We start from the raw sequence: 15,666 nt of genomic DNA, 5'->3' as shown, positions 1-15,666 counted from the left end.
TATGTAAATTAGAAAAAATTTTCAGCGACATAGTTGTTAAATTCGCCTTGTAAAATTTTTTCTTTAATTATTGCGATATCTGGTGCAAAATACCGGTCTTGATTAAGAGGCAATACATAAGTACGTACTTTTTCGTAAACTTCTTTAAGTAGGGGTGAGGTTTGCAAAGGCGCATGAAATTCTAACCCTTGGCATGCTGCAAGTAACTCAATTGCTAAAATGGTTGCTGTGTTAGTAATCATGTTACTTAGACGTCTACCTGCATTGGTTGCCATTGAGACGTGATCTTCTTGATTAGCAGAAGTTGGTAAACTATCGACTGAGTGAGGATGTGCTAAAGCTTTATTATCACTAGCACAGGCAGCTGCTGTGACATGGGCTATCATAAAACCTGAATTTAAACCACAATCATTGACTAAAAAAGCAGGTAAGCCACTAAAATGCTGATCAATTAATAGCGCTATTCGCCTTTCAGCATTAGCACCAATCTCAGCTATCGCTAAAGCTAGATTATCAGCCGCCATAGCAAGGATTTCGCCATGAAAATTTCCTCCTGATAAAATATCACCTTCAGCTGAAAATACTAGAGGGTTATCCGTTACCGCGTTAGCTTCAACTTGCAGTGTTTGTGCAACAAATTTCATTTGATGCAAGATAGCGCCCATTATCTGAGGCTGGCAGCGAAGCGAATACGGATCTTGAACGCGATTACATAGCCGATGTGACTCTCTAATTTGACTGCCTGATAAAAATAACCGATAGAGACTAGCAACTTGACGTTGTGTTTCATGACCACGAATAAGATGAATACGATCATCAAAAGGGATATCACTGCCTCTAGCTGCGTCAATTGAAAGGCTCCCAGCTAGTAGGGCCGTCTTAAATAATAGGTCAGTATCAAACAACGCTTTAAGGCATAAAGACGTTGAAACTTGTAAGCCATTTAACAAGGCTAAGCCCTCTTTAGGACCTAAATCTAAAAGAGGTAATCTTGCCCTTATCTTATCGTCTTTAGCTGATATAATTTCATTTTTAAAACGGATTTCTCCTTCACCTAATAATGGCAAAGCTAAATGGGCTAAAGGTGCTAAGTCACCTGAAGCGCCTACAGAGCCCATAGCAGGAATACAAGGATATAATTGCTTATTATAAAGTAACAAAAGTGCTTCTATTAACTCTTTCCGCACGCCTGAATAGCCACAAGCGAGTGCATTTATTTTTAATAGTAAAGTGAGTGCAACGATTTCATCTGCTAGCAATTCACCAGAGCCGCATGCATGGGATAAAACAATATTACGTTGTAACTGATATAATTTCTCGGATGATATCCTTTGATAAGCCAGCGAACCAAAACCTGTATTTATACCATAGACGGTTTTTTCATCTGCAATGATTTTTTTAACAGTTTCATTAGAATCTTCAATGCGTCGTAAGCAGGATGGGCTAAGTGTAACTTTTGCTCTCGTGTTTAGCAAAAAATAAATATCTTGTAAATTTAATTGCCCTGGATTTAGCTCAAAAGACTCGGCCATCCTTATAACTCCCTTTATAGCATTGGTAACCATAATTGGTTTTCTCTGGCACATTGCTTAGCTATTTCATAGCCTGCATCAGCATGCCGCATAACACCGGTGGCGGGATCATTGTGCAGCACGCGTTGCAGACGTTTTGCTGCAGCTTCAGATCCATCAGCGACAATAACCACGCCTGCATGCTGAGAAAATCCCATGCCTACACCGCCGCCATGGTGAATACTAACCCAAGTTGCACCACTTGCACAGTTTAACAGGGCATTTAGAAATGGCCAATCAGAAACAGCATCACTACCATCTTGCATACCCTCTGTTTCCCGGTTAGGGCTTGCAACAGAGCCAGAATCTAAGTGATCGCGACCTATAACAATCGGTGCTTTTACTTCTTTATTTTTTACCATCTCATTAAATGCCAAACCTATACGCGCTCTGTCTTTAAGACCTAACCAACAGATTCTAGCGGGTAAGCCTTGAAAGGCAATTTTTTCACGTGCCATGGCTAACCAGCGATGTAAATGCTTATCATGCGGAATTAATTCTTTTACTTTCTCATCAGTGGCATAAATATCATTAGGATCACCCGAAAGAGCAACCCAACGAAAAGGTCCAATGCCTTCACAAAATAAGGGTCTTATATAGGTTGGCACAAAGCCTGGAATATTGAATGCATTTTTGACATTTTGCTCATAAGCCATTTGTCTAATATTATTACCATAATCAAATACCGCAACACCTTGCTCTTGAAAGCCAAGCATTGCGTTTACTTGTTCAGCCATAGACTGCTTTGCAGCGCTAACAACTTCATCAGGTGATGTTTTACGCATGAATTCTGCTTTTTCTAATGTCCAGCCTTTAGGTAAATAACCATTCAGGGGGTCATGAGCGCTTGTTTGATCCGTGATGAGTGACGGTTTTACTTGTCGGCGCAGTAACTCTGGATATATTTCAGCTGCATTTCCTAATAAACCCACTGATAGCGGCTCTTTTTTCTGGCAAGACTCAGAGATTAATTGTAAAGCCTCATCAAGGTTATCAGTAAAACAGTCGAGATAACGAGTCTGTAGGCGCTTTTTAATACGATTTAAATCACATTCAACAGCAAGCATACTGGCTCCAGCCATTACTGCCGCTAAAGGTTGTGCGCCTCCCATACCACCAAGACCGGCTGTTAATATCCAGTGACCTTTTAGATTGCCATTAAAATGCTTATTCGCTGCCGCACTGAACGTTTCATAAGTACCCTGAATAATGCCTTGTGAACCGATATATATCCAACTTCCTGCTGTCATTTGTCCGTACATCATCAACCCTTTGTGCTCTAATTCATTAAAGTGAGCCCAGGTCGCCCAATGTGGTACGATATTAGAATTAGCAATTAATACGCGAGGTGCATCTTTATGCGTTGTAAAAACACCTACAGGCTTTCCGGATTGAACAAGGAGGGTTTGATCTTCTTCTAATTGCTTAAGAACTTCAACAAGTTTATTAAAAGACTCCCAATTACGTGCTGCACGTCCAAGTCCGCCATAGACAATTAAAGATTCGGGCGCTTCAGCTACGTCTGGATCAAGATTATTACAAAGCATTCTTAAGGCAGCTTCTGTTAACCAACTTTTAGCCTCTAGTGTCGAGCCCGTTTTCGCTTTTATCTGCCTTTGTTGCACATTTTCCATAATTGTAATTTATCCTTTATCAGTCCTATTTTGAATTATTGACTTATTTGAACAAGAAGATCAATTTAGAGAAGCTATTACTGTGATAATAATTATTTAATGCATTATGAAAGTGATAAATAAAATTGCAAACTATAAAACAAAAGGCCTATCTTCATTACTCTCTAAAGTTGTAGCTGATAAATCTTTAAGAACAACTTTCGTGAAGGCATTCTTTGCAAACCATTGAGCATAACTTTCCATATCTACTGTTAAAAAAGCTTTAAAGTCCCAACCGATTCCCTCTGTAGGATTAAAAGCACTTAACTCAATATTTTTAGCCTGAGCAAGAGCGCGAATTAACCATTCGACAATTGCTGAATTTCCTCTTCCTACTGGCTGTAACCGGGCAAGACCATAACAAAGCTTACCCGCATTAATTAAAAATTGCTCTACTCCTTGCGTAGGATGCCAATCTAAACAGGCTATAAAATAAGGTTCTAATAACTGAAATTGCACCCTGAAAAAACTTGACTCACTTGCGTAATCTTCCGCAAATGGCGTTGGATTATGATCTATAATAATTGAGGTTCTTAGATCGTCTTTGCCATAATTATTAAAGGTAATAGTAAGTACTGTATCATCTTCAATAAATGGTTGATTTGAGGCCATATTCATGATATGTATTTGCTTCATTTCCTCAGCGCTTCGCTTGATTTTTATGTTATAAAGTTCAACATCTTCCAATGCTGCTGAAATCTTTTTATCCTCTACTGCAGGGTTAGCTTCATCTTCAATCTTTCCAGTTTCTACGTAATAATCAGTTGCAGGTACTTTATTTAATTTGCTCACTTCAATTAAAGGATGTTTAGTATGCACTAAACCCATAAGTAATGCATAAATTTTATCACGCTGAGTCGGTAAATGTTTATTTAAATTAAAGTCATCAGTAGATGCAAAACCTGCTTTATTAAATAAACCAAATTGATGACCTAATGGCTTATGTTTTAAAATCTTAGCTATCTCACGCCGTTTACTTGCTAAAAAAGCGTAAGCGCAACCTAATTTGGTAGATAGTACCTCTTCAGGGCAGCGAATATCTGAGCGCAATATAGGTTTAGTGTTAGGGAAAGTAGCTAATAAACTAATTAATTCATTAATAGTCTGATGACTTAATTCTATCCATAAACTTTGATTTGCATTAGAAAAATCTTTTAAACGATCAATAGATGAAGCCATGCCTAATTGACTTCTTTGAGAAGGTTTTGCAGAAAATAAACTATTAGAGTTAATAACACTATCTAACTTAGATACTTTAGAAACTTCGTCTTCATCTTTTCCTTTCATAAAAATATACAATTTTTATCCAAGTGTGATAATAAATTATACAATATTTAATGAATAAATACATTATTCTATTTTTGTGAGAATTTAATGTTAAACCTTAATGCTTCTGGCATTGGTTTAAAAAAGCGTCTCTATTAAATACGAAAAAATTCATTTATTTCTACAGGAAGAATATAAAATAAACAATCATTTATGTTAATATATAGTATTGGCTTTTCTTGAAGCAAACGAAAGTGGAAAATAATATTAAACAACCGCCAGCATTACGAGTATTCTTTGCCACAGAGATGTGGGAGCGTTATGGCTTTTATGTGGTTCAGTCTCTACTTGCTTTATATATGGCTTTACATTTTAAGTGGCCTGATAAGCAAGTTTATGCATTAGTAGGTTCTTTTACTGCGCTTACTTATCTCTCACCCATTGTTGGAGGCTGGATTGCTGATCAATTACTTGGCCAAAAGCGAACGATCATTACAGGCGCCTTCTTTTTATTTATTAGTTATATTGCTTTAGCCTGTGTAGCATCTACCCAAGGATTAATTACGGCCTTAGCAGGGGTTGCAGTAGGCACAGGATTACTTAAGCCCAACATTTCTTCTTTATTAGGTAATGCCTATGATACTGATTGTCCTAATAAAGAGCGTGGATTTACCATTTTTTATATGGGCATAACTTCAGGAATTATATTAGGAACTACCTTACCTAGTTATTTAAATCTCTATTTTGGTTGGCCAATTGCTTTTATAAGTGCTGCTTTCGGTATGATAATTGCTGCTTTAGTCTTTATTATGGGTGCTAAGTGCTATCAAATTAGTGATTATCAAATTTATCAATATTCCCCTAGTAAAACAATTAAAGCTGCTTTATTAATTGCTATCCTTTGGTCTATTTCCTTTTTCATTTTATTTTATCCTCATTTTGCTGATTTAGCATTTGGCTTTGTTGTTTTATTGTCATTAAGTTACCTTATTTTGACTTACATTCACGAACCTGCTAAGCAAGCTAATCAAACGATGGTTATAGGATTGCTTTGTATTGTCTCGGTTATGTTTTGGGCTTTCTATTTTCAAATGTTTCTGTCATTAACTTTATTTATTGCTAGAGTAGTTAAACCTACCCTATTAGGCATTAAATTTCCTCCACCCTATTATGTTAGTATTCAAAGTTTCGGCATGTTATTTTTTGGCTATTTTATGTCCAAAAACAAGCATAAATTAACTCTCGAGCAAAGTGGTATTAGAACTGGTAATAAATTTTTACTGGCTATGATTTTTACAACTTTAGCTTATGTATTTATTATTTTAGTGTGCCATTTTTCGGAAAATTCCAAAGCCTTATTATCGCCTTTATTCTTTATACCCACTTATTTATTAATTTCCATAGCAGAGTTATTACTGTCACCAGTTGGACTTGCAGCAATAACGACACTTGCTAGCCGAGAAAAAGTAAGCACTATGATGGGCATTTTCTTTGTCTCGTTAGGAATTGGTGCCTATCTATCGGGTAAATTAGCTAACCTTACTGCAATTGCTCCTGATTCTATGTCTGTAGTTGAGCTAAAATTCCATTACAGTCAAACCTTTACTCATATGTTCATTATATTACTTAGTGCAACTGCTATTTGTATTGTGCTCAATAAAATAATAAAGTATTTACTTTTAAAATATACAAATTATTCTACTTCTGTTGCTAAAACACCTCCGAGCTCGGTAACTAACATTTAAAAGCTAATAAATATAATTACATTAAAGCTCATCGAGGCAAGTAAGCTTTCCTTCCTATTAATCTAAGTTTAAAAGGTTCTTTACCCTACATATTGCCTAAAATTTAATTTTCACTAGTGCTTAATATTTTATTAATCTTTACTTGCTAAACTAGCTTTTTTTAAATCAGGTTGATAAAAATATGTTAAGTGAAAAGCTACTCGATCTATTTAATAATACAAACCAACCGTCTGAAATTTTAATTAAACTTAGGGAAGAAAATTTTGCTGCTACGGATCTTACTGAGGATGGTGATTCAGTTTTGCATGTATTGGCTAAATCAAATCATGCGAAAAATAGTGATTTTTCCGATTATGTTCAAGTATTAATACAAGCTGGAGCCCCGGCGAATGCTATTGATAAGCAGGGTAATAGTTTTCTAATCTATTATTTAAAGCATGAATCATTCTACACAAACAAAACTTTTGATTTATTGTTTGAAAATAAAGAGTTTGATGTTAATCAGCAATTTAATGCAGACCTAACACTTTTCGAATTAATTTCTAATTCAAATTGCTACCAAGTAGAAGATTCACTGAAAAAGTTAATAAAACATAAAGACTTTAACCCCAACCAGAAAACCTCCAAATATAATTCTATATTGCTACATATGATCTCTGAAAATTCATATTCTTATAGAGAGTACCTTTATGATGTAGCTAAAAATATTAAAACAAATCCCAATATCAAAAATAATTATGGACAAACAGCTCTAGCGCAGATCTTGTCGAATGACGACTATAAAGACATGAAATTAATTAGCGAATTAATCAATCATGAGCAATTCGATGTTAATACGTTAGATAAAGATGGAAATAACTATTTGCAGCTTGCAATTATTTATTGCCAGTATTCGGTTGAAGACATTGCAGCCCTACTTATAAAGAAAGGTATTGATGTTTTACATAAAAATAGTGAGGGTAAAACTGTAATTGATTTAATTAAGGAGAATAAAGCAAATAGATCAGACTATGGAAATAAAGTATTGCTGCTATCTGTTCTTAAACTACACCCATCTTTATTTTTTGAAAAAAATTCAAGCGGTAGAACGGTGTTGAGTGAGTTACTTAGAAGTTCTGATTTCTTCATTAAATCCGAATTTAAAGAGCTCCTTGACTTATGCAAAGATCAAAAAGAAAACAGTGAGTTTCTTAAGCATATTATATCAGATTGCTTTAATGACTTTCGTCAAAATCAGATATCTGAGTCTACATTAATATCTTTAACTAAAGCGCTGATTAAAGCAAATATTGATATAGATATAGAGTATTGCCTTGCTAGTATCGCTATTAGTAAACCTTTTTTTGAACGAGATGAAATATACACTGACCTCAAAAAATTCAATCCAAAGTCTGATCTAAATGTAATCATAGGTCATGTTAAGAACTTAACGACAGAAAACAGTGATGAACGATTACAAGCATTAAATTATGTCAGCGAATTAGCTTTTAATTTAGAGTGCTTTGACGAGACTATGTTAGCCTGGGAAGAACAATATCTTGCGGCTAAGGCAAATTCTGGCCTCATTAAAGATTGCAAAATGTTTGGCCATTTATTTTCATTAAGTGGCTCAATACCAATCAATAACAACCTTACCCTGCTAACTGGGAGCACTTTTTCTGATACCGCACCCTTTCTAGTACATTTGATGAATGCTTATGTCAGAGATTGTGAGATAAATGGAAGATACACTGCCTATCATGATGCTATTAAGCAAGTAAGAAATATGACAATAAAAGCAGTGCGCTTTTATTTTTTGTCTTTGCCTTGGGGTGATTATTATCCGTCAATTAAATCCTCTAAAGCTAATCTACTATCATCTGTACTAGCTGACAGCAAAAATTCAGGTGCGGAAATAATTACAGGCTGGCTTGAGCACGCAGTAGATCTCATTTTTCACCAAGATGATTTTTACCGTAATAATGGTGGCGGCTGTAGCATGGACGCGACCACTGAGCATTATAAAATAACAAAGACTCAAAATTTAACAGAGGCAGTCCTAGATAAGCTCTACCATGAGAGTAATCGAGAATCAAATAAACCATACATTCAGCGTGATTTGCATAACATTTTAGGATTAGTATTTGACAGTACTATTGCTGGAAAATTTCAAACTGTTGGCAATTGTAGTCTTGCAAGTATGTTAATCGCCTTGAAAGTAAAATATCGTTTGTTTTTACCCCAAGAGATTGCTGACGAATTATTCACAGATACTATAAGCTTTTTTGAACAATTTTATCTAGAAGAATTTATATCGCGCTATGTTAATAATCCTGTTCTACCCCATCTATTAATGCGCTTAATTGTCCAAAAATTAATGCCTGAGGAAAAACTGGAGTTAACAGAAAAATTGTTAAAAAATCATTTTGCATCTGAAGCTAACCAGGAAATCATGCAAGCTGAATTCATGCTGCACCAATGGAAGCAACGAATTAAAGGTAGTTCTACGGAGCAGTTTGACAAGCAAATACAATCACTTGGTATAGCTCTCAATCCTAACATGAATCGTCGTTTAGAAATATTGGATCATTTTCTTAATGATACGGTGACTGTTGACAACTTAAATGAATTAAGCTCATGGTCTTTAGATAAACAAACATTTCAGGGTTATCCTCTGCTACACTTTGCTGTAGTGAATAACAATTTAGCACTTGCTTCGTCACTCATCCAACTGTTTCCTCAAGCAGTCAATCAGACTAACTGGTTTGAGCAAGAGTCCTTATGTTTAGTAAAATCTGTCGAAATGATTGAGCTCTTAATTAAAGCAGGAGCTAGTACAGCTAGGACCAATTACGATAATGCACTAGACTATGCCATTAAAGCAGACAGGGTAGATCTAGTAGAGGCTTTACTCAAACATGGTGCTAAAACGAGCGAATATAGCGCCTATTATGCAGCAAGTAGGAATCCAAAAATTTTACAGTTACTTATGGATTTTTATCCAACAGTAGTAACAAAACCCACTCACAACTATAGTACCGCCATTCATGCTGCAGCAAGAAGTGGTCATAATGTAAATATCCATGATCTGATTTACTATGCTGGGGCTAATCCAGATGAAGCGGATGTGAATGGTGTTACCCCCATACAATTAGCTCTTACTCAAGGTCACACTGCTACAGTTAGATTATTATCTGAATATCCACATACATTGTTTAGACCACCTAATCGGGGAGGCTCTGTAGCTAAAATGACCAAAGACGATACTTTAAAGCAGCTGATCAAATCAAAGAAACAAGAAAGAAAGGCTGATCTTGCCTATTTTGAGAATTTCAAAAATAGTAATCCAGGTATTATTAAAGAAGATGTAGATTATCTTATTGTAGCTCTTCGTCTAAATGATGTACGTGCTATTCGTGGATGTCTAATAGCTTACCCCCATATTAAAGTAGTTAATTATAGCTCATTCTATTGCACAGCCCCTTTAACAGAAGCAATACAAAAAATGGCTGGAAAAAAAGGGAAAGAATATGAGGATGCTTTTGAAATTGTCAAAATGATGTTAAAAACTCCAAGTATTGATATTAATGCACTTATGGCAACATCAGAACCCATCTTATTTATGGCAACATCCATTGGTGATGTGGCAGTTCTTGAATTGTTTCTAGCAGATCCTAAACTAGATCCAAATAGACAAGACAATGTGGGCTATACGGCGCTCCATGACGCTGTAGAACGAGGCCACTTAAGCTGTGTTAAACGTTTACTGCAGGATGAACGTGTTGATAGCACTATTGTAAATAACAACAATGAAACAGCGCTAGATCTGAAAAGTTCTAAATACCTTGTACAAGAGTGCCAAGAAGAAGTGGCTAGGCATCAGCAACGTATGATGAAAGAGCAACATGGCAGTTTAGCTAAGCTTTGCTAAGAAAAACCTTTTAAGCAAAGTTAATTATCACGATAATTAGCTTTGCATATTATAAGGTAATTCATTATTTTAGAATCTATATGACAAACTTATAAAAAGTCACTAGAGAGAACATAATTATGATGATACCCATTGCTAATTCAATATAGTGAATTTGATTAATAAAAATATTTTTAATTTTCTTATCACAAAAATAAGCTACAAAACTAAACCAAGCAAAGGTAGTTACTCCAATACTTACCCAAGCAATAAATTGAAAATATTTATTAAGACTCATAAATAAAGGCAGAATAGATGTAAAAAAAAGAGTAATTTTGACGTTTGTTAAATTCGTAATAAAGCCCATGAAAAAAGATTTTTTTAATTGAATAGAAACAGGTTGATGATAAGTATTTCTATTAGAAAAATAAAATTTAAGAATCAAACTAAAACCAATATAAAATAAATAGATGAGTCCCAAAGATATAAATAGAAAATAAAGTTTTGGATAATTTTTATTAAGAGCTGCTCCTAATAAAAAACTAATAAAACCGTTAAATAACATGCCAGTAGCAATACCACTGGCACATAAAATTCCTGCTTTTCTTCCACACGTAAGACTTGTATTCATTGCTATAGCGAAATCCGGCCCAGGCAACGCTACAAAACCCAAATGTAGAAACAAGATGCTGATTATTATAGAAAACATCACATCATTCCTTAAATAAAAATTAGACTAAACTCTCTGTAAGAGATTCGTAATTTTTATTTATTTTCAAATCCTTATTACAAAAATTTTGTTTGATGTAAGTAATGCCTTCCATGGCTTCTTGTTTTATTTTTGGGTTTAATTCAAATTGCTTCTTATCAATGCACTGGGTTGAAGAAAGTATCTTATTAATAATGTCAACACAGGCCATCACGCCTTCTTTTTCCATACCATGATAAGCAATAGTATTGGTACCGAGCCTAATTCCGCTAGTTACAAAAACAGAATGTTGATCGCCTGGTATTCTATTTTTATTTACGATAACTCGACATTGCTCTAATGCTTTTTCAGCAATAAACCCGGTCATCGCTTTCGAAGAGAAAATATCTATAAGCACCATATGAGTATCCGTTCCTCCAGCTAAAATTCGATAACCTTTTTCGCTTAATGCATCAGCTAAGTATTTTGCATTTTTTTGCACTCGTTTCATCATGGGTAGAAATGTATCATTTGCTAATATCTCTCCAAACATGACCGCCTTAGCTGTAACAGAAGCTAAGTTAGGTGCACCTTGAATGCCCGGAAAAATACTACTTTGCACAAGATTAGCTAATGTTTTACCATTAACAATAGTATCAGCTTCTTTACCCATTAAAATTAAACCGCCGCGAGGCCCGTATAATTGCTTAGAAGTACTAGTGACAACAAAATGCGCATCATCAATAGGACTAGGTATAAGTTCAGCAGCAATTAAACCGGCTATATGCGAAATATCAGCTAACAAATAACTTCCTACTTCATCAGCAATTTCGCGAAAAATTTTATAGTCAATAAGTCTAGGATAGGCGCTGGCACCACAAATAATAAGCTTTGGTCGATGCTTTCTAGCTAAAGCTCTAACTTCATCATAATCAATTAAGCCTTCTGAATTCACACCATAAGAAACCGCATGAAAATATTTACCGGAAATAGAAGCCTTCGCGCCATGTGTTAAGTGCCCGCCTGCATCCAGGTGCATGCCCAAGATTGTATCGTTAGCATCTAATAAACTAAAAAGTAAGCCATTATTTGCAATAGCTGCGCTTAAGGGCTGAACGTTAGCATAACGCGCTTTAAAAACTAACTTTGCTCTTTCAATAGCTAAATGCTCTATTTGATCAATCACTTCACATCCAGCATGAAAACGATTACCGATATATCCTTCCAAAGTTAAATTGGTGATATCGCTAGTGCTGGCAGCAATTACCGATGGATAAGCAACGCCAGATGAAGCGACTAAAATGAGTGAGCTATCCTGTCTTTGATGTTCTTCTTCTATTAAGTTAAATAAGTGGGAATCTTGTTTTGCTAATGATTCAAAACAATCTTGTATATAGGATAAAAATCTATTTTTCATTCCAAGCCTCTATTCTTATTATAATTTTTTTGAAGTCTATTAAATTAAAAATCATTTAGTCAAGGAAATAGTGACCTATTTATAAAAAATCTAAATCTAAAATTAACAGAATTAGAAAACTTTAAACTACTTATGACATCTTGAATTTTAGTATTACAATTATCGATTACATCATTAGACAGTGATTGGAAAAAAATAAACAAGTCTATATTTAGAGGGTGTTTCATATTGGTAATCTAGGTAATGATACAGTTAAATAGCTAGTAAGCGCTGGTGTAACAAGTGTAGTGATCCTAAGGGTAAACCCCGCCTTTTGCGGGGATGACATAGATCAGGCCAAGGTCCGATCTACGTTTACCAACTTTTTTCAACAAATAGTACAACTTTTGAAATTAAAATAATTTTCTTCTTGCTTTAAACTAAAATTAGAATAATTTATTGTTCCATAATCAAGAAATTTACCTTTTTCACAATAATGAATTTTTAATGTTCCCTCTAATGGAATAACATCTATTCTCTTGGCTTCAAAAAATTCGATATCGCTAGTACGTTCATTTAAATCATATGTGTTAGATCGCTGCCTGTGATTAATTATTATTTTTTCTTGTTTTTTATCAAGAAAATTAATTTCACTCAAATAAATGACTTTAAAAATAGCAGGCTGCGAGGCCTCTTCACCATCATTCAGATGGCTTCCTTTCCTTAAAAATCGAGAATACTCACAGGCTTCATCTTCCTTTGCAAAAAGCTTTATACTTTCAATATTTTTTCCGCTGAAAGAATCATATATCTCTGTAAGAGGAATATTTTTTCTATATCTTATCTGCGGGTCCAGGTCTAAAATATAATGGCTACTAGTATTCTCTGAAAATTGAATAGGACTACCAACGGTATAAAAAATATTAGATTTATATTTATTAGCTAATTCTTTAAGTTCATCAATACAATACTCATGGAATTTTTTGTTTACTCTAGCCATTGTTTTCAATTCTTTCTGATTAAAAAAGCTAAACAAATGACGACGTATTTCATGAGGTAATTTTGTTAAATCTTTTTCAAATAAACTAACATTTTTATGAATATCTTTCATTATAAATTCCTACATCTGTTAATCTATTAAATTATCTCTCCTTAGATGACTTCTATCAATTTCGTTTTCTGTTTTTCGCTTTCTGTCATACTTGTATAGGCGAGTATCCAATCTCTGTAAGAACTGCTAAAGCAGCTTTGATGGTAGATTTCTGCCTGCGCCGAAAGGTATTATTGCGTGGATAAGTTAAAGAATTAACTATAACCAAAAATGATCCTATATCATCCCGAAAATTCTATATCATCCCGCGAATTTTATGTCATACCCATGAATTTTATGTCATCCCCGCGAAGGCGGGGATCTATTCATCAATTAGCACTGAGGTTAATTTTTAGATGGATTCCTGCGCGGGAAAGACATTTATTAGCTACGCAACAATGCCGCGCGGGAATGACAAGGTTTTTGTTGGGTAGCGAGGCGTCTGACTACTTTTTATTCTCTATCATACCCGCTCCTTCTCTGTCATACCGCGTAGGCGAGTATCCAATCTCCTAAAAACCGCCAAAACAGCTTGAAGGATGGATCTCCACTGGCGTGGGAATCCATCTACCGGAACAAGGAATGACCTAGCAAAGCTATTTATCACACATCCTCAAAGAAGACAATAACTTGTTATTTACATTTTTTGGCTAGGTATTTTATCTCAGCAATTACGCCTTCAGGACCAACGGCAAGAGCGCTATCTTTTTTCCAAAAACTAAGTGCATTTAGGTTAACATTATTCCATAATTTTTCCCAAGTTAAGCCCGATTTGTTATTCACTGCTTCATCTGCTTTATAATCATTTATCGTTGTTAATTTATTATTAGTTAAGCGAAGATGTAAGTCTATTAGTTTTTTCATATTCTTAACGCTTCTAAGTTGGGTTTTGTCCTTTATTCAAAAGTAATAAAATTTTAATTAAAAAATTGATGCCTGATTTTCGGCGGCAAGCTAATAACAAAAAATTTATACTATAAATCAGAGAAAATAGTTTATGAAGATCTATCTATGCATAAATATCAAGAGTATTATCAAGCTTTAATCGCTAAAGATAGTCATTACGAAGGTATATTTTTTGTTGGAGTTAAGACAACAGGCGTTTTCTGCCGTCCAACCTGCTCTGCAAGAAAACCAAAATTTAAGCATTGTGATTTTTTTAATGAAGCACAAGAAGCTTTATTAGCAGGCTATCGCCCTTGTAAACGCTGTCAACCACTATCATCTCCAAATCAGGTTTCAGATCTTGTTCAATTTCTTGTAAAAACTGTTGAGGATAATCCAGAAAAAAGATGGAAAGAAAGTGACTTTCAACAAATGTCGATTGACGCTTCAACTGCACGTCGTCAATTTAAGAAACAATTTGGTATGACTTTTGTTGCTTATGCAAGGGCTCGTCGATTGGGAATTGCTATGAAACAAATCCGAGAAGGTGATTCAGTCATTAATACCCAGTTAACAATAGGTTATGAATCTGGAAGTGGTCTAAGAGATGCATTTTCTCGTCATTTAGGAACTTCACCTTCACAATCTGAGAATAAATTTATTTTATATGCATCATGGCTTGATACCAAACTTGGGTCAATGCTTGCTATTAGTTCTGACTCAGCATTATATCTTTTGGAATTTGTTGATCGCCGTGGTCTAGAACGAGAAATTGAGCGTCTGAAATCTAAAACAAAAGCATGTATTTTGCCAGGAAAAACATCACCTATTACGTCCATTGAAAAAGAACTAGCAGAATACTTTACTAGTAAATTGAATTATTTTAAAACACCTGTCTTTTTTCTTGGAACATCTTTTCAACAAAGGGTATGGGAAGAATTACAAAGAATTCCTGCCGGCGAAACAAGGACCTACTCAGATATTGCTAAATCTCTTGGAAAGCCCTCTGCTTTTAGAGCCGTAGCGCAAGCCAATGGAGCAAATCAACTGGCAATTATCATCCCTTGTCATCGCGTTATCAAGGAAAATGGCCAATTAGGTGGCTATGGTGGTGGGATAGCACGTAAAGAGTGGTTACTTAACTTAGAGAGAATGAATAAATAACTCTATGTTACTTTATACTAAAGTTTATAAATTGAGGATGTAAGATTAACCCTTTGAAATCGAATATAGATACTGACTAACCGGACACAATAGATTCTGCCGTTGGCGTGAGAATAATATTTGCTAAGTTTGGCTCGATCTACTTTAGCTACATATATTCAGTATAAATAAACATTAAATTGATCACTAATTACCATGATTGTTTTAACTTTACGCCATTAACTTAAATGGTTGTTATTTGCTGGAATAATTAAAGTTATCCTCATAGGTAATGTGCTAAATTTAATAGATATTTTATA

General features: G+C 34.7%; 10 protein-coding genes. 3 read left to right on the top strand and 7 right to left on the bottom strand.

The window, feature by feature from the left end; translation table 11 throughout:
- Nucleotides 1-8: 8 nt before the first annotated feature.
- The 3 genes from hutH to ACQUW5_RS00040 form a co-directional block, all read right to left on the bottom strand.
- Nucleotides 9-1,532, bottom strand: a complete 1,524-nt coding sequence (gene hutH, locus ACQUW5_RS00050; protein WP_444988795.1) for a histidine ammonia-lyase — start codon at nucleotides 1,530-1,532, stop codon at nucleotides 9-11.
- Nucleotides 1,533-1,546: 14 nt separating this feature from the next.
- On the bottom strand, nucleotides 1,547-3,205 hold the full coding sequence (hutU, locus tag ACQUW5_RS00045; protein WP_444988793.1) for a urocanate hydratase: 1,659 nt from the start codon (nucleotides 3,203-3,205) through the stop codon (nucleotides 1,547-1,549).
- Nucleotides 3,206-3,337: 132 nt separating this feature from the next.
- Entirely contained in the window at nucleotides 3,338-4,531 is a 1,194-nt protein-coding gene (locus ACQUW5_RS00040) for a hypothetical protein (protein ID WP_444988791.1), read from the bottom strand.
- A gap of 233 nt (nucleotides 4,532-4,764) precedes the next feature.
- Between ACQUW5_RS00040 and ACQUW5_RS00035 the strand changes: the two genes are divergently transcribed.
- Nucleotides 4,765-6,255, top strand: coding sequence for a peptide MFS transporter (locus tag ACQUW5_RS00035; RefSeq protein ID WP_444988789.1), 1,491 nt, complete (start codon nucleotides 4,765-4,767; stop codon nucleotides 6,253-6,255).
- Between the two features lie 181 nt (nucleotides 6,256-6,436).
- Complete coding sequence (locus ACQUW5_RS00030; RefSeq protein WP_444988787.1) at nucleotides 6,437-10,165, top strand: ankyrin repeat domain-containing protein; 3,729 nt, start codon at nucleotides 6,437-6,439, stop codon at nucleotides 10,163-10,165.
- Between the two features lie 76 nt (nucleotides 10,166-10,241).
- On the opposite strand, the gene ACQUW5_RS00025 is transcribed toward ACQUW5_RS00030, so the two are convergent.
- The 4 genes from ACQUW5_RS00025 to ACQUW5_RS00010 all read right to left on the bottom strand — a co-directional run bounded on the left by ACQUW5_RS00025 (nucleotide 10,242) and on the right by ACQUW5_RS00010 (nucleotide 14,182).
- Nucleotides 10,242-10,853 (bottom strand): LysE family translocator, encoded by a 612-nt coding sequence (locus ACQUW5_RS00025; RefSeq protein ID WP_444988785.1) that lies wholly within the window; start codon nucleotides 10,851-10,853, stop codon nucleotides 10,242-10,244.
- 22 nt (nucleotides 10,854-10,875) lie between these two features.
- Nucleotides 10,876-12,249 carry a serine hydroxymethyltransferase gene (gene glyA, locus ACQUW5_RS00020; protein ID WP_444988783.1) on the bottom strand — a complete coding sequence of 458 codons (1,374 nt, stop codon included), beginning with the start codon at nucleotides 12,247-12,249 and terminating at the stop codon, nucleotides 10,876-10,878.
- A 367-nt stretch (nucleotides 12,250-12,616) separates the two neighbouring features.
- Complete coding sequence (locus ACQUW5_RS00015; protein ID WP_444988781.1) at nucleotides 12,617-13,339, bottom strand: F-box protein; 723 nt, start codon at nucleotides 13,337-13,339, stop codon at nucleotides 12,617-12,619.
- A gap of 612 nt (nucleotides 13,340-13,951) precedes the next feature.
- Nucleotides 13,952-14,182, bottom strand: coding sequence for a hypothetical protein (locus ACQUW5_RS00010; RefSeq protein ID WP_444988779.1), 231 nt, complete (start codon nucleotides 14,180-14,182; stop codon nucleotides 13,952-13,954).
- 147 nt (nucleotides 14,183-14,329) lie between these two features.
- Between ACQUW5_RS00010 and ACQUW5_RS00005 the strand changes: the two genes are divergently transcribed.
- Nucleotides 14,330-15,367, top strand: coding sequence for a bifunctional transcriptional activator/DNA repair enzyme AdaA (locus tag ACQUW5_RS00005; RefSeq protein WP_444988777.1), 1,038 nt, complete (start codon nucleotides 14,330-14,332; stop codon nucleotides 15,365-15,367).
- Nucleotides 15,368-15,666 lie beyond the last annotated feature (299 nt).

Source organism: Legionella pelazae (genome assembly GCF_052527395.1).
This window is presented reverse-complemented; position numbering and strand designations above follow the sequence as displayed.

What these genes read in the sequence shown, in the direction of transcription:
- hutH (WP_444988795.1), bottom strand. Translation starts at nt 1,532, where the DNA reads ATGGCCGAGTCTTTTGAGCTAAATCCAGGGCAATTAAATTTACAAGAT.
- hutU (WP_444988793.1), bottom strand. Translation starts at nt 3,205, where the DNA reads ATGGAAAATGTGCAACAAAGGCAGATAAAAGCGAAAACGGGCTCGACA.
- ACQUW5_RS00040 (WP_444988791.1), bottom strand. Translation starts at nt 4,531, where the DNA reads ATGAAAGGAAAAGATGAAGACGAAGTTTCTAAAGTATCTAAGTTAGAT.
- ACQUW5_RS00030 (WP_444988787.1), top strand. Translation starts at nt 6,437, where the DNA reads ATGTTAAGTGAAAAGCTACTCGATCTATTTAATAATACAAACCAACCG.
- ACQUW5_RS00025 (WP_444988785.1), bottom strand. Translation starts at nt 10,853, where the DNA reads ATGTTTTCTATAATAATCAGCATCTTGTTTCTACATTTGGGTTTTGTA.
- glyA (WP_444988783.1), bottom strand. Translation starts at nt 12,249, where the DNA reads ATGAAAAATAGATTTTTATCCTATATACAAGATTGTTTTGAATCATTA.
- ACQUW5_RS00015 (WP_444988781.1), bottom strand. Translation starts at nt 13,339, where the DNA reads ATGAAAGATATTCATAAAAATGTTAGTTTATTTGAAAAAGATTTAACA.
- ACQUW5_RS00010 (WP_444988779.1), bottom strand. Translation starts at nt 14,182, where the DNA reads ATGAAAAAACTAATAGACTTACATCTTCGCTTAACTAATAATAAATTA.
- ACQUW5_RS00005 (WP_444988777.1), top strand. Translation starts at nt 14,330, where the DNA reads ATGCATAAATATCAAGAGTATTATCAAGCTTTAATCGCTAAAGATAGT.